This is a genomic window from Kribbella pittospori, from assembly GCF_004331465.1.
GTDB classification, from domain to species: domain Bacteria; phylum Actinomycetota; class Actinomycetes; order Propionibacteriales; family Kribbellaceae; genus Kribbella; species Kribbella pittospori.
Window position 1 is genome coordinate 107,496 of record NZ_SJKB01000013.1, and the last position, 16,483, is coordinate 123,978.

Here is a 16,483-nt window from a genome sequence, read left to right on the forward strand (position 1 = left end):
CGCCGGTAACGTCATGTCTGTCATCGCTTCTCGTTCCGGACCGGAGAACACGGCATTGTCGTCAGATCGCAGCCTCAGCACCGGTGGTCGCATCGCGGCGTATCGGCGCCTGAATCGCCTGACCCAGCGAGGCTTGGCGGCCCGAGCAAATGTTTCTCATAGCCTGCTGACCAAGGTTGAGACCGGCTCCAGACCCGCCTCGCAGGCATTTCTCGCCGCATGTGCACGGGCGATGTCGATCCCGGTCACCCATCTGACCGGTCAGCCGTTCATCGAGGAGCAGACCGAGGACCGGCTCGCGGGTCCGCTCACCGACTTGCGGGCCTCACTGGAGAACTTTGACCTAATCCTCGATGACCTGCCGGTGAGATCGCTCGCCGAGATCCGGCCCGACGTGCACGAGGTGGTCCTAGCTCGCCGCGACGCGAAGTACTCGCAAATTCTGGGTCGAGCGCCAGCCTTGATCGACGAGTTGGTCCAGCAGTCGCAGACGCTGATCGGTCGTGATAGCGAGCAAGCTCACCACCTTCTGGTTCAGGTGTACCGTGCGGCTGCCGACGTTGCCTATGGCCTTGGACTGGTCGACCTCGTCTCCCTGTTGCTCACCCGCATGGACTTCTCCGCCTCCCGTTGTGGCGATCCCTACCAAGTTGCCACATACCGCTACATGCGTGCCTACTCGACCTTCACCACTGGCCGCCACGAAGTAGGCCGGAAGATCATCCAGGCCGCGCTCGACGATATCGATACCGGTATCCGTGCTACCGATCCGGTCGCGGTGTGCGCGGCGGGCAATCTCCGTTTACGCGCTTCGATCCTGGCCACACGCCAGGGTGACGCCGACACCGCCCGCGGTGAACTTGCCGAGGCCAAGCAACTGGCGGACGTGCTCGGCCGAGAGGTCAATGGCAGCGATCTGGCCACCGGCTACGCAGGCGCCATGTCGTTCGGTGCCACCAACGTCGCCATCCACGCGGCAGCGGTCGAAATGGAACTCGGCAACCACGGCAGAGCCATCAGACTTGCCGGGCAGGTGCACGTGCCGGAGGACTATCCGCCAGACCGGATCGGACACCATCACATTGACACTGCTCGCGCGCAGTTATGGACGGGCGACAACGCCGGCGCCATGACATCGCTGTTCAAGGCCAGGCAGGTCGCACCACAGAAGGCCAGATATCACCCCAGCGTTCGTGAGACTATCGCCGGCGTCGTCCACGCAAGCCGCCATCTGCCCGACACCCTGATCGGCTATGCCAACTGGGTCGGCGTACAACTCTGAATCCGCGTCGGGCCGCAGCCGCCACTTCATGGGCAGGCCGACTTCTCTGTAACAGTACCCAGCGCAGGAGTTCCTCGTGAGCAAACGCACCCTCATACTTGTCGCCTGCGGCGCTCCGCTCGCATCGCGCCTGGCAGATGGTGTAAGAGCGGCCCGTGAACGGGACTGGGACCCCTATGTCGTCCCGACCGACGCTGCGATGCCATGGCTGGAGGAACAGGACCTCGCCGACGTCCCAGTCATCGTCGGCAACCGGAGGCCTCACGAGCCAAGGCGGACGCCCACGGCTGATGCCGTAGCCGTGGTGCCGGCGACATTCCATACCCTCAATGCGTGGGCGACCGGAAACGCCTCCACCTATCCGCTCACGACGTTGTGTGCGGCTCTGGGCTCGCGTACCCCCACAGTTGCTGTGCCGTACGCCAGTCATGAACTAACCAACCATCCTGCTTGGCCCGCCTCACTCGCCGTGCTTCGTCATGCGGGCGTGCGGGTCGTCGATCCGCACGATGGTTCGTCCGGATCGTTGGAACCCGTGACGGCCGGAACTGGCTCCAAACTGGTCGATGGGTTCCGCTGGGACTGGGTGTTCGAACAGATTGCCCTCGCAATCAGAGGCGGCCACGCTGGTCGCGAGAGCGAATGACGTCAGTCACTCACGTGCTATCACAGGATGTGCCGGGACCCAGATCGTGAAGACTGATCCGTTGCCGGGGCTGCTCGTCACGGTGATGCGGCCGCCGTGGGCTTCGGCGAGGTGTTTGGTGATCGCGAGGCCCAGGCCGCTGCCGCCGGTGGTTCGGTTGCGGGACTGCTCGGCGCGGTAGAACCGGTCGAACAGGTGGGGTAGGTGCTCGTCCGCGATCCCGGTGCCGTTGTCGGTGACGGTCAGGTTGTAGCCGTCGGCGACACGTCGTACGCCGAGCACGACCTGGCCGCCGGTTGGCGTGAAGCGGATCGCGTTCGAGACCAGGTTGCCGAGGGCCTGGCGGATCCGGGCGCTGTCGACGGAGGCCGGAGCAGAGTCGGGTACGGCGGCCGTCAGCGATACGCCGGCGGTCTCGGCGGCCGGTCGATGCGCCGACACCACCTGCTGCGCCAGCTCGGACAGGTCCCGCGGAGCGCGATGGAGCCGGAGCATGCCGGCGTCCGCGAGCGCGAGGTCCTGCAGGTCGGCGACCAGGTGCTCGAGCAACCCGGTCTCCTCCAGCAACGACGTCACCAGCTCACGATCCAGCGGTACGACGCCGTCTTCGGACGCGACCAGATAGCCCTTGATGTTGGCCAGTGGGGTCCGCAGTTCATGCGCGACATCGCTGACCATCGCCTTGCGCTGATGGTCGTGCTGCTGGATCGACTCCGCCATCGCGTTGAACGCATGGCCGAGCCGGGCCACCTCGTCCTTCCCGGTCACTGGCACCCGGGCCGCGTGGTCGCCGTTCCGCATCCGCTGGGCCGCGCCGGTCAGCGCCACGATCGGACGGACCAGCCGGCGCCCGGCGAAGATCATCACCAACGCTGCGATCAGCAGTACGCCGAGCGCGGTCGCCGCGGTCCGCAGCATGCCCTCTCCGGAGAACACGTTGAACGTGCTCTTCGCACCCAGGTACAGCTTGGCCTCCGGAGCGACGTACGGCGTCAGCGCCTGCGACCGGGCCTCCGTGGTGCAGGCGACGAACGAATCGGTCACCTCGGTCTTGTCGTTCGGCAGCACCATCCGCAGGCCGCCTTCGGTGGCGACCTTGTACGTCTGGCCGGCCTTGCCCAGGCATTCGGTTGCCCGGCGCACCTCGTCGTCGTTGACCACCTTGGCCTTCGCGCTCGGCGCGTTCAGCCCGGCCGGCACACACTTGTCGGTGGCTTCCTGGCCGGGCTTCGCGAACTGCATCACGCTGACGCCCTCGGCCGACTTGCTCGACTCGATCATCACCTGCGGCGTAGCGCCCGTCCGCGCCACGGAGGCGGGCTTCCCCTCCGCCCGGTAGCAGGCGGCGGCTTGGTCGGCGAGTTGCTCCCGCTCGCGCCGTTCGTCGTCGGTCAGACCCCAGCCGAAGTACAGCGGCGGCAGCGGCGCAACCGCCGCCGCCGTGATCTTCTGGGTCGCGTTCGCCGCGACGGCCTTGCGCAGGCCGTACACGCTCATCGTCCCGCTGAAACCGCCGCCCTGCGCCCGCGCGTCGATGGTTGCCGCGGGCACCGAGGGGAGCTCGGGCCCGGCGCCGAGCATCCGGGCCGAGTCCGCGATCACGGTGCCGTCCGGCTCGGTCAGGGCGACCCGCCGTCCGAACTGGTCGGCGAGCCGGTGGACCTCCTTGTCGACGCCGGCCCAGGTCGGGTGGTCGGCGGCGTACTCGGACAGCGTGTTGAAGACCTCGCCGTCGACCTGCAGCTGGCCGGTGTTCGCATCGATCTCGCCCTGGAGCTTCTCCGAGGTGCTGTAGGTGGCAAGCACCGCGGTCGCGATCACCGCGCCGAGCGCGACCGCGAGCGACAGGCCGAGGAAGCGGACCAGCACACTACGACGCATCCGACGTCACCACCTTGTCCGCCAGCTTGTAGCCCACGCCGTACACGGTCTTCAGGTACGCCGGTGTGCCGGGCAACGGCTCGACCTTCTTGCGCAGGTTCATCACGTGAACGTCGATGGTCCGGTCGAAGACGTAGTGGTCGAACCCGAACGCATGCTCCAGCAACTGCTGCCGGGAGAACGCCCGTCCGGGCGAGGCTGCCAGGCAGGCCAGGATCTTGAACTCGGCCGGAGTCACGTCGAGCAGGCGGCCGGCCAGCCGGACCTCGTGCCGGATCGGGTCGATCTCCAGCTCGCCGACGCGGTACACCTCACCCTCGGCCTTGCTCCTGGTGCGCCGCAGTACGGTCCGCACCCGGGCCACCAGCTCGCGCGGGTTGTACGGCTTGGTCAGGTAATCGTCCGCGCCGAGGTCCAGGCCGAGCAGCAGGTCGTCCTCGGTGGACCGCGCGGTCAGCATGATGATCGGTACGTCGCCGTCCGCCCGTAGTACCCGGCAGACGTCGAGGCCGTCGACCTTCGGCATCATCACGTCGAGCACCAGCAGGTCAGGGCTGCGCCGGCGGGCCTCGTCGATCGCGGCCCGTCCGTCGTGCACGACGACGGTCAGGTGCCCCTCCCGCTCGAGATACCGCCGGATCAGCTCCGCCTGCTTCAGGTCGTCTTCGGCGACGAGAATCCGCGCTGGCATGGCTTCAATGTGAACCAGATTCATGAGAATCCGATGAAGATCGACTGAGAGCATCGGGTGCAAACGGCTCCTTCACAGGTTCTTCACGGCCCCGACGGCACGCTCCAGCCCTATGAGAACCTCACGAAAAGCACTCTCCTTGGTGGCAGTCCTGGCCTTGGCCGGCTGTGGGAACGGGCAGGACCCGGCCGCGGTCGGCGATCAGAAGAGCGACAAGAGCCCGCTCGCGGAGTACATGGGTGAGGGGTTCGTCAGCTCGGGCAGCGGCGGGATGCGGATCTCGGTCCGTGCCGCCGGACCGCAGGGGTCGTCGGAGGAGGAGCTGGCCAAGCAGCGCAAGGTCGAGGACGCAACCGTCGCCTGTATGAAGGCCGCCGGGTTCGACTATGTCGCCGTACCGCCGGAGTCGCAGCCGAAGAGCAAGTTCAACGACGCGTTCAACCTGCCGGAGGACAAGTTCGCCCAGCAGTACGGCTACGGGATCAGCACCATCGACTGGTCCAAGGCCGGCGACGACGACAGCAACCCGAACACCAAGATCCGCAACGCGCTCTCTGCCAATGCCAAGAAGGCGTACGACACGGCGCTGAACGGGCCGAACGCGACCGCGAACGGCGCCGTCGTGGTCGCCCCGAAGGAAGGCAGCGGCCCGGCGAGCAGCGGCAAGCAGGACCTGGGCTGTCGCGGCAAGGCGGTCGAGGAGGTCTACGGCAAGGGCGAGGACCGCGGAGCCGAATTCCAGAAGTACGAGTCCCTGTTCAAGGATCTCGAGGCGCTCCGGAAGCGGATCGAGGGCGACCAGCGGGTGGTCGACGCGACCACCGCCTGGGCGGACTGCCTGGCTGACGCGGGCCACTCCGGCTTCAAGAAGCTCGACGACCCACGCGAGTCGATCACCAACAAGCTGAACGAACTGACCGGCACCAAGCCGCCGACCGGCAATGCGCCCGGCAAGACGGTGATCCAGGGTCCGCCGTCGTTCGACAAGGTGGACTCGGCCAGGCTGTCCGAGCTGCGCAAGTCCGAGATCGACCTCGCGGTGGCCGACCAGAAGTGCCGCGCGTCGACGTACGACGAGTCGTACAAGACGGTGCAGTACGCGATGGAGAAGGAGTTCGTCGACCAGCACAAGGCCGAGCTGGAGGCGTACCGCGACGGAATGGCGAACCGGTGACCGCATCGCCCAAGTCGCGGCGCCGGGTCCTGGTCGGGGTGTCCACGGTGGCGGCCGTCTCGCTCGGGGTCGGCGTCGTGGCCGGCACCCGGATCACCTCACCGGAGGACGCGGCGGCGAAGACCGCGGCACCGAAGGCGTCCCAGATCACCGTGCCGGTGGAGAAGAAGGCGCTGTCCAGCAAGGTGGTCGGCCGGGGTGACGCGTCGTTCGACGGCGCGGTGAACATCCGGGTCGAGACGAGCGGACTGACCACCCCGGCGATCGTGACCGGCAAGGTGCCGAAGGTCGGCTCGACCATCACCGAGGGGAAGGCGCTGCTCGAGATCACCGGCCGCCCGGTGATCGGCCTGGCCGGCGTACTGCCGATGTACCGCACGCTCACGCCGGGCAGCAAGGGACCGGACGTGCTCCAGCTCGAGCAGACCCTCGACCGGCTCGGCCTCGACCCGGGCACGGTCGACGACGAGTACGACGGCAGCACCTCACGGGCCGTGGAGCGCCTGTACGAGAAGGCCGGGTACGACGCTCCCGAGCCGGACAAGCAGCTCACCGAGGCAGTCGATGCGGCGGACAAGGGCGTCGACGCGGCGAAGAACGCGCTCCGCCAGGCCCAGGCGGCGTTGAAGCAGGCCAAGGCCGCGAAGGCCAAGGACCTGAGCGTCCAGCAGGGCGCGGTCGACGACGCGGAGGAGAACCTGGACGACGCCGAGGACGAACTGGCCGACGCGCAGTCGAAGGCGGGTACGCCGCTTCCGGTGTCCGAGGTGGTCTACGTGAAGACCCTGCCGCGCCGGGTCGACGACGTGAAGGTCGAGCGCGGCGGCACCGTGAACGGCGTGGTCATGTCGGCCAGCGGTGCCTCCCTGGTCGTCACGCTCAAGGTCGACGCACAGACCGCGGAGCGGCTGAAGGCGGGCATGACCGCGAGCCTCACGCTCGGAGACGGTACGTCGGTCGCCGCGAAGGTCCGCCGGGTCACCCGCAACGGCGAGCAGTACGACGTCGTGGTCGGGCCCAACACGCTGACGGCGAAGCAGCTGGAGCAGCTGCGGGACGCGAACGTCCGGGTGACGATCCCGGTCAAGAGCACGAACGGCAAGGTACTCACGGTCCCGGTCGCGGCCCTGTCCGCCGGCTCGGACGGCGGATCGCGGGTCGAGGTGCTGCGCGACGGAAAGGTCGAACTGGTGCCGGTGACGGTCGGATTGTCGGCCGACGGGTTCGCGCAGGTCAGCCCGACTGGCGACGCTTCGCTGGCCGACGGCGATCAGGTGGTGGTCGGACGATGACGGCCGTGGCTTTGCCGGCGCCAGTGGTCGAGATGATCGGCGTACGCCGGTTCTTCCCCGGACCACCCGAAGTACAGGCGATCCGGGACGTCGACCTGATCATCGGCCAGGGCGAGTATCTGTCGATCGTGGGTCCGTCCGGATCGGGGAAGTCGACGCTGCTGCATCTGCTCGGGCTGCTCGACAACCCGACCGGCGGGGTCTACCGGCTGGACGGGGTCGACACGATGAGCCTGCGGGAGCGGCGTCGCGCCGTACTGCGGGGTGAGCGGATCGGATTCGTGTTCCAGTCGTTCCACCTGCTCGACCACCGGACCGTGCTGGAGAACGTCGCGCTCTCGATGGTGTACGTCGGGGTGCCGCGGCGAGTGCGGTTGGCCCGGGCGCGCGTCGCGCTGGAGCGGGTCGGGCTCGCGCATCGGATGGAGTTCGCGCCGACCACGCTCTCGGGCGGTGAGCGGCAGCGGGTCGCGATCGCACGAGCCCTGGTCGCGGAGCCGAGCCTGCTGCTCGCGGACGAACCGACCGGAAACCTGGACAGCGCCAATGCGGAGGCGATCCTCGCAGTGTTCGACGAGTTGCACCACGAGGGGATGACGCTGGCCGTCATCACCCACGACGATCACGTCAGCCGCCGGGCCCAGCGCCAGGTCCGCATCGTCGACGGAACCCTCCAGTGGTAACCCCAGCAGGCCCCCCGGATCCCGCCGGCGGGCCGTCCACCACCCGGCGTACCCGCCGGCGCCTTCGCAGCAGACCAGCAGTACGAGATCTGTTGGACGAGGCGCTGGCGGGCGTCGCGGCCCGGCCCACGCGGTTGATCCTCACGACCTTAGGAACAGTCCTGGGGATCGCCGCCCTGGTGGGAACTGTGGGGCTCGGGCAGACGGCGGCTGGGCAGATCACTCAGCGGTTCGACCTGGCCGCGGCGACGCGGGTCGTCGTACAACCGGACGACAAGGGCGGGCAGGAAGGCGAGGCTGCGTCGCAGTTGCCGTGGGATGCGCCGGAGCGGATCCAGCGGCTGAACGGCGTGGACGCGGCCGGCACTGTCAGCAACCTCGACATCGGCGACGACCTGGTCCGCAACGTCGCCGGTCTGAACGGTGGCGAGGGCAAGGCGCTCCAGGTGATGGCAGCGTCCGCCGGTCTGTTCGACGCGGTTCGCGGCGTACTGGCCACCGGACGGTTCTTCGACGCCGGCCACGATCAGCGCGGCGACAAGGTCGTTGTGCTCGGCAAGCACGCGGCCGAGCGGCTCGGCATCAACCGGGTCGACGCGCAACCGGCCGTGTTCATCGGCGACGAGCCCTACACGGTGATCGGCATCCTCGAATCCGTCACCGGCCGGGCCGAGCTGAACGACGCGGTGATCATGCCGAACGGTACGGCGAAGACGGCGTACGACCTGGAATCGCCGGACGCGGTCGAGATCCGGACCCAGGTGGGCGCGGCGCAATTGATCGCCGGTCAGGCTCCGATCGCGATCCAGCCGAACGACCCGAGCACGCTGAAGGTCGACGCGCCGCCGAAGCAGGGCGCGGTCCGCAAGGGCGTCGAGTCCGACCTGAACGCGCTGTTCCTGCTGCTCGGTGCGGTCGCGCTCCTCGTCGGCGGCCTCGGCATCGCGAACGTCACGCTGCTGTCGGTGCTCGAACGCATCTCCGAGATCGGCCTGCGCCGCGCCCTCGGAGCCGCCCGGCGGCACGTCGCGATCCAGTTCCTGGTCGAGAGCGTGATCGTCGGTTTCCTCGGCGGACTACTCGGTACGGCGGTCGGCGTACTGCTCACCGTCGGAGTGTCGTGGGTGCGGGACTGGACCCCGATCCTCGACAACCGGCTCGCGTTCGGTTCACCCCTGCTGGGTGCGTTCATCGGCCTGGTCGCCGGCACGTACCCCGCCTGGAAGGCCTCCGCCATCCAGCCCATCACCGCGCTGCGTGGCACCTGACCCGTCCCGGCTGAGCCGTGCGTAGACGAAGGCCGTGGCGGCAAAGCCGAGGGCGACGAAGGCGAGTACGGCGTACGACTTCCCGCTGTCGGGCAGGATCACCGCACCGAGCGCTGCCGCGGAGACCTGCCCGACGTTGAAGATCATGTCGTAGAGCGAGAACACCCGGCCGCGGTAGACATCGTCGACACCCGTCTGGACGAGGGTGTCGACGCTGATCTTCACGCCCTGCGCGCAGAAGCCGGTGAGGAACCCGGCGACGATGATCGCGGGCTGCGTGTAGAGGCCGCCGGGCATCGCGGTCACGACGGCAGCGGCGACGAACAGCAAGGTGATCCACTGCCGCAGCGTCATCACGCGGGTTGCCCACGGCGTGACGAGCGCGGCGATGAACAGGCCGGCGCCGAGCGTGCCGGTCGCGATGGCGAGCGCACCGAACGCTTCGTCGAGCCGGTCGGGTCCGTAGAAGTAGTTCCGGTACAGCAGGATCATCGCGACCGTGATCAGCCCGAAGAAGAAGCGCAGCGAGCCGATCGCGGCCAGTCCTAGCGCAGCCTGCTTGCGCTGCCGCAGATGCCGGCCGCCGTCGACGAGGCCTTGGGCGATGCCGCGGACGGCCTCGACCACGCCCGGCTCGTCACCTGTCAGATCCGGGCCGAGTTGATCGCGCCGCAGCCTGAGCGCCAGGAACGCGGCGGTCAGGTAGACGATCACGGTGAGTCCGAGCACGGCGAGATCCGAGTCGACGATCAGTTTCACCCCGGCGCCGACTCCGCCGCCGATCAGGAAGGACGCCGTACCGGAGGTCGGGGTGACGGCGTTCGCCATCACCAGCTCGTCCCGCTCGACCACGTGGGGGAGGCCGGCGGACAGCCCGGACAGCAGGAACCTGTTCACACCGAGGGTCAGCAGCACCGCAAGGTAGAACGGCACGCCCGCGTTGCCCACTGCAACGATGGCGCCGATGCCGACGACCAGGACCGCCCGGGTCAGGTTGGCGCCGAACAGGATCTGCCGCCGCGACCACCGATCCAGCAGTACGCCGGTGAACGGCCCGAGGATCGAGTACGGCAGCAACGCCACCGCGAACAGCCCTGCGATCGCGCCCGCGTCCGGCGCCCGCTCCGGTGAGAACAGCACGTACGACGCCAGCGCGACCTGGAACACCCCGTCGCCGAACTGCGACGTCAACCGCACCGCGAACAGCCGCCGGAAGTCGCGGCGCCGCAGCAGCGTCGCAAGATCCCGGATGAACCGCACGCCTGAACTGTAACCGCCGGGCCAGCCGAGCACGGCCGGCTCAGGCCTGCTCAGTCGTCAGCTGGTCGGCCCAGTCCTCGGTCGGGTGGCTCAGTCGTCGGCTGGTCGGTGCAGGCGCTCGGCGGCTGTCTCGCCGCGCTGGCCGACCGGGACCACGCCGGCGACCTTGCCGAGGCCGATCGGCGGCATGTTGCCGTAGATGGTCTCGATGTTGCCGGCCGGGACGATGTACGTCTCGTGCCAGATGCCGGCGCCGCCGCCCTTGAACGAGTTGCGGAAGTAGTCCAGCCAGGCCGGGCGGTGCGTCCGGTTGCTGTCGTTGGCGAACGCCTGCAACTTCTCGACCGACTCCCAGTACTGGATCATCGTCACGCCGCGCCACGTCGGCAGTGCCCGGAACCCGAGCAACCCACTGTCCGGATCCTTCGACAGCTCCCGCAGCATCGGGCTCATCGCCCTCCCGACCGGCAACCACGCCTTGAGCGCGCGCAGCGAGTTGATCCGGAACCCGATCAGAAACACCACGATCTCGCCCTCGTACGCGGCCGTCTGCCGCCCCTCGATCACACTCATCCCTGGCCCCTCCCCTTCAGCTCAGCAGATAGTCCACCAGCGCCACCGGATGCCCGAGCATCGGAAAATGAGCACCGGCCGTCTCATCCGGCGTGAACCCCAGCCGCTCCCGCGTCACCCGCCGCAAGAAGTCTGCCGGAAACAACAGGTCGTCCCGCCCGATCACCGCCCGCGTCCGCACCTCCGGCCACCGCTCGATCGCACACGGATCATTCATCGGCCCGTCACTCTGCTCCCGCAACTCCCGCCGCGCCTCGGCGGCGAACTCCGCGGGCAGATCGTGGAAGAACGTGTCGACGTCGTTCCCGACCCAGTCGTAGCCCGTCGTCCCCCACCACTCGCTGATCCGCTCACCGGGCGCGGGGACCATCCCCGCGACCAGCACGAACTCCCGCACCGGCAGCCGCTCACATGCCATCGCACCGGTGAATCCGCCCAGCGAGTGCGCCACCAGGACGACCTCTTCACCGGCCGGTACGGCGTTCACCACGGTGTCGACGTACTGCGCCAGGCCGGCCGCCGGATCGTCGCACGGCAGAGCGACCGGAGTCACCGTATGACCGCGACGCCGCAGTTCGTCGGTGACCGGGTGCCAGTGCCACGGCGTACACCCGGCGCCCGGAATCAGGACGTAGTGCATGGCGGTCACCTTATGGTGGGCGGATGGATCGGACGTCGTTTCCGCATTTTCTGGCGATCACGTTGCGGTGGAAGGACAACGACGTCTACGGGCACGTGAACAACGTCGAGTACTACAGCTTCTTCGACACCGTGATCAACGACTTCCTGGTCCGGGCCGGCGGGCTCGACATCCACCGTGGCGAGGTGATCGGCCTGTGTGTGGACTCGCAGTGCACCTTCAAGGAGTCGCTGGAGTTCCCGGGCACGGTCGACGCGGGATTGCGGGCCGGGCAGCTGGGTAACTCGAGTGTGCGGTACGAGATCGGCCTGTTCCGCGACGGCTCGGACCAGCCGGCCGCCACCGGGCGGTTCGTGCACGTGTTCGTGGCGCGGGAGGACCGCCGGCCAGTGCCGATCCCGGACCGCATCCGCCAGGCCTTGGAAGGGATCACCGGATGATCGTGCGCGGCGCCGTACTGCGAGAGATGGGTCTGCCCGGTCCGTACGCCGAGTCACGGCCGCTGCGGATCGAGGAGCTCGAGCTGGCGCCGCCGGGTCCTGGTGAGCTCCTGGTCCGGATCCGCGCCGCCGGGCTGTGCCACTCCGACCTGTCCGTGATCGACGGCTCGCGACCCCGCGTCATGCCGATGCTGCTCGGGCACGAGGCCACCGGTGAGGTCGTCCAGTCGGAGGCTCCTGGGTTCGCTGTCGGTGACAGCGTGGCCTTCGCCTTCGTACCCGCCTGTGGCGAGTGCGGTGCGTGTGCCGAGGGCCGGGCGGCGTTGTGCGAGCCGGGTGCCGCCGCGAACACAGCCGGCACGCTGCTGTCAGGCGTACGACGCCTGGACGGGGTCCATCACCATCTCGGGGTGTCCGGGTTCGCCGACCACGCGGTGGTGTCGGCGCGGTCCGCGGTGAAGATCGACCCGTCGTTGCGGCCGGAGATCGCGGCGTTGTTCGGCTGCGCGGTGATGACCGGCGTCGGCGCGGTCGTCAACACGGCACAGGTCCGGGCGGGGCGTAGTGCGGTGGTGTTCGGCCTTGGCGGTGTCGGGCTGTCGGCGCTCCTCGGCGCTGCGCTGGTCGGTGCGCATCCGCTGGTCGCGGTGGACGTCGTACCGTCGAAGCTTGCCTTGGCCGAGTCCCTTGGCGCGACGCATACGGTTCTTGCAGGTGAGGGCGCCGTCGAGGAAGTGCGGGAGGCAACCTCAGGAGGAGCCGACTATGCCTTCGAGACCGTCGGGAACGCGAAGGTGCTCGAGCAGGCGTACGCCGCCACCCGGCGCGGCGGCACCACGGTCACGGTGGGGTTGCCGCATCCGTCGCAGACCTTCAGCGTGCCCGCGGTCAGCCTGGTCGCCGAGGAGCGCACGGTGAAGGGTTCGTACCTCGGCTCGTCGGTTCCGAGCCGCGACATCCCGCGGTACATCTCCCTCTACCAAGCCGGCCGGCTCCCGGTCGACCGCCTGCTCAGCGCGACCGTCGGACTGGACGACCTCAACGAAGCTTTCGACAACCTGGCCGCCGGGACCTCGGTCCGTCAGGTATTGCTCTTCTGAAGGTTCTCGGCGGCCTTCAGGAAGGTCTCCGACTCGCGGGCGCGGGCCTCGGGAGTGAACTCATCCCCAAAGTCCTCGGGGGCCGCGACCTGCCGGAGCTCGAGCGTCCCGGTGTTGCCGTCGTCGGCCGCCAGGCACCGCCAGCCCCACTCGACCGCCTCCTCACGGGAGGCCACCTCGATCAGGCAGAACCCGGCGATCAGCTCCTTGGTCTCGGCGAACGGCCCGTCGACCACCCGCCGCTTGCCGCCGCCGTCCAGCTGCATCCGGAAACCCTTCGAGCTCGGCAGCAGACCCTCGCCGGCCAGCAGGACGCCCTTCTCGGCCATCTCCGCCATCACCAGACCCATCTCGGTCAGGCTCCGCTCGCTCGCCAGTTCGCCGCCCTCGGACTTGTCCGAGGCCTGGAAAATCATCAGGTACCGCACCGGGAACCCCTCCCAAGTCGCTGTTAAATCCTGGGAAGAATCTAGACCCGGCGGCAACCCTTCAGGCAGGCTACGCACAGTGTGTTCACGGGCACCGCTCGTGAGGTATGTCAAGTGAGACACGCGGAGTCCCTGAGGAGGACCCCAGTTATGCAAACCCGCCCCCGCCGCATCGGTGCCGTCATCGCCGGTGCTGCCGTCTTCGGCGCGATCGCCGTCGTCGCCGGTAATCAGGCCGACGCCCAGCAACCCGCCCCCACCCCGATCGACCAACTGCTCGGCCAGGAACTCCAGGGCAAGTCCGCCCTCGGCCGGATCCAGTCCCGCGTCAACGAGCTCGCCGACCGCAACGGCATGCAGGCAGCCCAGCTGGAACAGATCCTGGCCACCGACAAGACCAGCTGGCTGGACCGCGACGGCAAGCTCTTCTACCGCGAGCCAGTCTCCGGCGCCAAGCAGTCCGCCACGGCACCGTCCCCGCGCTGGGCCACTCGTGCAGTGTCCGCGGCCACCGGGCCGGCGTTCGAGCTGCACAGCAAGCCGGGATCCAACCGGGTCATCTACCTGGACTTCGACGGCCACACCATCAGCGGTACGGCGTGGAACACGAACGGCAAACCTGCCACCGTGAATGTGACGGCGTACGACACGAACGGGAACCCGGGCACCTGGAGCACCGCTGAGCAGGACGTCGTCCGTGACGTCTGGGCCCGAGTGGCCGAGGACTATGCGCCGTTCGACGTGGACGTGACCACACAGCAGCCGGCCGCGGCGGCGATCACCCGCTCCGGCGCGTCCGACCAGCAGTACGGCACCCGCGTGGTGATCGACCCGACCACCTGGTACCAGTCCGGCTGCGGTTGCGGCGGCGTCGCGTACGTCGGTGTGTACGACAACACCAGCCAGCACTCGTACTACCAGCCGCCTCTGGTGTTCACGAAGGGTGTCGGCACCGGCGCGAAGAACATCGCCGAGGCAGCGTCGCACGAGGCCGGTCACAACGTCGGCCTGAGCCACGACGGTACGGCGTCTGTCGGGTACTACGCCGGTCACGGTGCCTGGGCACCGATCATGGGCGTCGGCTACTCCAAGGCGATCAGCCAGTGGAGCAAGGGCGAGTACACCGGAGCCAACAACAAGGAAGACGACTTCGCCGTCATCGGCCAGAACGGTCTGGCGCTGCGTGCCGACGACCACGGCAACACCACCGCTGCCGCCACCACTCTCACCCTCGGCACCAGCGTGAACGGCATCTACGCGAACGACTCGGACGTCGACATGTTCCGGATCGACCTGTCCGCCGGCACCTTCACCTTTGCGGCGAACTCGGCTGCGTCCGGGGCGGACCTGGACATCAAGCTCCAGCTGCTGAACTCGTCCGGCACCGTCGTCGCAACTGCCGACCCGGCCGCTGGCCAGTCCAACTCCGCAACTCCGACCGGCCTGAGCGCGAGCATCAGCCGGCAGGTGACCGCGGGCCGCTACTACCTGCGGGTCGACAACACCGGCTACGCCAACCCGGCGAACACCGGCTACTCGACGTACGGCAGCCGCGGCGCGTACACGGTGCGCGTCAGCTGAAACACCTGAGTCACCCGGGGCCGTCGTTCCCACCGAGATCGACGGGCCCCGGGTCATGGGGGGACCCGCCCGCCCCGGGGGGAATCTGGTGAGGAGATTCCTGAATGAAGAGCAAGTTCCGCCGCACCGGCGCGCTCGCCTGCGCCGGTGCTGTCGTGTTCGGAGGCCTGGCCGTCGCGGCCGCTACTCAGGCCGACGCAGATCAGAAACCGATCGACCAGTTGCTCGCCGAAGCCACGCCCGGCAGTTCGGCGCTCGGCAAGGTGCAGTCGCGGCTGGACGAGATTGCCCAGCGAAACGGTCTGGCCGAGGAGCAGTTGCAGCGCATCCTGACCACCGACAAGACCAGCTGGCTGGATGCCGATAGCAAGTTGTTCTTCCGTGAGCCCGGTCTCACGGCCGCCCAGAAGGCACCGGAGGCGTCGCCGCGCTGGGCCACCGAAGCCGTTGCCGGTGCCACCGGTCCGGCGTTCGAGCTGCACAGCAAGCCCGGGTCCAACCGGGTGATCTACCTGGATTTCGACGGTCACACCATCACCGGTACGGCGTGGAACGCGTCCAAGGGGATCGATCCGGTGAACGTGTCGGCGTACGACACCGACGGCGATCCGGCGAACTACAGCACCGCCGAGCAGGACGTCGTACGCGAGGTGTGGGCTCGGGTTGCCGAGGACTACAGCACCTTTGATGTGGACGTGACCACGCAGGAGCCGCCGCAGTCCGCGATCGACCGGTCCGGTGCGTCGGACGAGCAGTACGGCACGCGGGTGCTCATCGATCCGGACACCTGGTACCAGTCCGGGTGCGGTTGTGGCGGTGTCGCGTACGTCGGTGTCTATGACAGCACCAGCCAGCACGACTACTACCAGCCGGCGCTGGTGTTCACGAAGGGCGTCGGCACCGGTGCGAAGAACCTCGCCGAGGCTGCCTCCCATGAGGCCGGCCACAACGTCGGGCTGAGCCACGACGGCACGTCGACTGTCGGCTACTACCAGGGCCACGGCGCCTGGGCTCCGATCATGGGTGTCGGCTACTACCGCGGCATCAGCCAGTGGAGCAAGGGCGAGTACGCCGACGCGAACAACACCGAAGACGACTACGTGGTCGTCGGGTCGCACGGCCTCGCTCTGCGCGCCGACGAGGCCGGTGGCACGACCGGTGACGCAGCCGCTCTGAGCGTCGGTACGCCGGCGTCCGGTGTGGTCGCGGCCGAGGACGACACGGACGTCTACCGCGTCGACGTCAGTGCCGCAGGCAACTACACGGCGACCGCGAGTGCGGCTGCGGTGGGCGGCGACCTCGACATCAAGCTGGACCTGCTCGACAGCGCGGGCTCTGTCATCGCCTCGGCCGACCCGGCGTCGGGCCAGAGTGACGCCGGTACGCCGACCGGCCTCGGTGCGAGTGTTACCAGCACCCTCCAGCCGGGTACGTACTACCTGCGGATCGACAACGTGGGCTACGGGGACCCCGTGAACACCGGGTACTCCACCTACGGCAGCCGCGGCGCCTACACCCTCGGCATCGCGCCCTCCTGATCCCTG

16 protein-coding genes are annotated in these 16,483 nt (G+C 68.4%); 10 read left to right on the forward strand and 6 right to left on the reverse strand.

Translation table 11 applies throughout. The features are described from left to right. The first annotated feature begins 13 nt into the window (after nt 1–13). Both E0H73_RS33965 and E0H73_RS33970 read left to right on the forward strand, forming a co-directional pair. The gene (locus E0H73_RS33965) at nt 14–1,282 is read left to right on the forward strand and encodes a helix-turn-helix domain-containing protein (protein ID WP_165555930.1); all 1,269 of its coding nucleotides are present in this window, start codon (nt 14–16) and stop codon (nt 1,280–1,282) included. Between the two features lie 76 nt (nt 1,283–1,358). Continuing rightward, nucleotides 1,359–1,928, forward strand: a complete 570-nt coding sequence (locus E0H73_RS33970; RefSeq protein ID WP_131363348.1) for a flavoprotein — start codon at nt 1,359–1,361, stop codon at nt 1,926–1,928. 6 nt (nt 1,929–1,934) lie between these two features. Here the strand turns inward: E0H73_RS33970 and E0H73_RS33975 are convergent, their stop codons facing one another. Both E0H73_RS33975 and E0H73_RS33980 read right to left on the reverse strand, forming a co-directional pair. Further along, nucleotides 1,935–3,809: a sensor histidine kinase gene (locus tag E0H73_RS33975; RefSeq protein WP_131363350.1), complete on the reverse strand. Its 1,875-nt coding sequence runs from the start codon at nt 3,807–3,809 to the stop codon at nt 1,935–1,937. Then, nucleotides 3,799–4,500 (reverse strand): response regulator transcription factor, encoded by a 702-nt coding sequence (locus E0H73_RS33980; RefSeq protein ID WP_131363351.1) that lies wholly within the window; start codon nt 4,498–4,500, stop codon nt 3,799–3,801. The genes E0H73_RS33975 and E0H73_RS33980 overlap by 11 nt, the downstream gene beginning before the upstream one ends. 112 nt (nt 4,501–4,612) lie before the next feature. Between E0H73_RS33980 and E0H73_RS33985 the strand changes: the two genes are divergently transcribed. The 4 genes from E0H73_RS33985 to E0H73_RS34000 all read left to right on the forward strand — a co-directional run bounded on the left by E0H73_RS33985 (nt 4,613) and on the right by E0H73_RS34000 (nt 8,917). Then, the gene (locus tag E0H73_RS33985; RefSeq protein ID WP_131363352.1) at nt 4,613–5,674 is read left to right on the forward strand and encodes a hypothetical protein; all 1,062 of its coding nucleotides are present in this window, start codon (nt 4,613–4,615) and stop codon (nt 5,672–5,674) included. Further along, a complete protein-coding gene (locus E0H73_RS33990; RefSeq protein ID WP_131363353.1) occupies nt 5,671–6,966 on the forward strand; it encodes a peptidoglycan-binding protein in 1,296 nt (431 codons plus the stop codon). The genes E0H73_RS33985 and E0H73_RS33990 overlap by 4 nt, the downstream gene beginning before the upstream one ends. Beyond that, nucleotides 6,963–7,649 (forward strand): ABC transporter ATP-binding protein, encoded by a 687-nt coding sequence (locus tag E0H73_RS33995; protein WP_131363354.1) that lies wholly within the window; start codon nt 6,963–6,965, stop codon nt 7,647–7,649. Before E0H73_RS33990 ends, E0H73_RS33995 begins: the two co-directional genes overlap by 4 nt. Before the next feature lie 134 nt (nt 7,650–7,783). Beyond that, the gene (locus E0H73_RS34000) at nt 7,784–8,917 is read left to right on the forward strand and encodes an ABC transporter permease (protein WP_420323442.1); all 1,134 of its coding nucleotides are present in this window, start codon (nt 7,784–7,786) and stop codon (nt 8,915–8,917) included. On the opposite strand, the gene E0H73_RS34005 is transcribed toward E0H73_RS34000, so the two are convergent. The 3 genes from E0H73_RS34005 to E0H73_RS34015 all read right to left on the reverse strand — a co-directional run bounded on the left by E0H73_RS34005 (nt 8,819) and on the right by E0H73_RS34015 (nt 11,390). Next, nucleotides 8,819–10,177 carry an MFS transporter gene (locus E0H73_RS34005; RefSeq protein ID WP_131363356.1) on the reverse strand — a complete coding sequence of 453 codons (1,359 nt, stop codon included), beginning with the start codon at nt 10,175–10,177 and terminating at the stop codon, nt 8,819–8,821. The genes E0H73_RS34000 and E0H73_RS34005 overlap by 99 nt on opposite strands. Nucleotides 10,178–10,267: 90 nt before the next feature. Beyond that, the gene (locus E0H73_RS34010) at nt 10,268–10,750 is read right to left on the reverse strand and encodes a DUF4188 domain-containing protein (protein WP_131363358.1); all 483 of its coding nucleotides are present in this window, start codon (nt 10,748–10,750) and stop codon (nt 10,268–10,270) included. Between the two features lie 16 nt (nt 10,751–10,766). Continuing rightward, the gene (locus tag E0H73_RS34015) at nt 10,767–11,390 is read right to left on the reverse strand and encodes an alpha/beta fold hydrolase (protein ID WP_131363360.1); all 624 of its coding nucleotides are present in this window, start codon (nt 11,388–11,390) and stop codon (nt 10,767–10,769) included. Nucleotides 11,391–11,413: 23 nt separating this feature from the next. Between E0H73_RS34015 and E0H73_RS34020 the strand changes: the two genes are divergently transcribed. Together E0H73_RS34020 and E0H73_RS34025 are read left to right on the forward strand one after the other, a co-directional pair. Further along, on the forward strand, nt 11,414–11,830 hold the full coding sequence (locus E0H73_RS34020) for an acyl-CoA thioesterase (RefSeq protein ID WP_131363362.1): 417 nt from the start codon (nt 11,414–11,416) through the stop codon (nt 11,828–11,830). Beyond that, on the forward strand, nt 11,827–12,930 hold the full coding sequence (locus tag E0H73_RS34025; protein ID WP_131363364.1) for a zinc-dependent alcohol dehydrogenase family protein: 1,104 nt from the start codon (nt 11,827–11,829) through the stop codon (nt 12,928–12,930). Before E0H73_RS34020 ends, E0H73_RS34025 begins: the two co-directional genes overlap by 4 nt. Here the strand turns inward: E0H73_RS34025 and E0H73_RS34030 are convergent. After that, on the reverse strand, nt 12,912–13,358 hold the full coding sequence (locus E0H73_RS34030; RefSeq protein ID WP_131363366.1) for a YciI family protein: 447 nt from the start codon (nt 13,356–13,358) through the stop codon (nt 12,912–12,914). The two genes, E0H73_RS34025 and E0H73_RS34030, sit on opposite strands and share 19 nt — an antisense overlap. 150 nt (nt 13,359–13,508) lie before the next feature. Here E0H73_RS34030 and E0H73_RS34035 point away from each other — a divergent pair, with 150 nt between their 5' ends. Together E0H73_RS34035 and E0H73_RS34040 are read left to right on the forward strand one after the other, a co-directional pair. Next, on the forward strand, nt 13,509–14,939 hold the full coding sequence (locus tag E0H73_RS34035; RefSeq protein ID WP_131363368.1) for a M12 family metallo-peptidase: 1,431 nt from the start codon (nt 13,509–13,511) through the stop codon (nt 14,937–14,939). 104 nt (nt 14,940–15,043) lie between these two features. Then, nucleotides 15,044–16,477 carry a pre-peptidase C-terminal domain-containing protein gene (locus E0H73_RS34040; protein ID WP_131363370.1) on the forward strand — a complete coding sequence of 478 codons (1,434 nt, stop codon included), beginning with the start codon at nt 15,044–15,046 and terminating at the stop codon, nt 16,475–16,477. Nucleotides 16,478–16,483 lie beyond the last annotated feature (6 nt).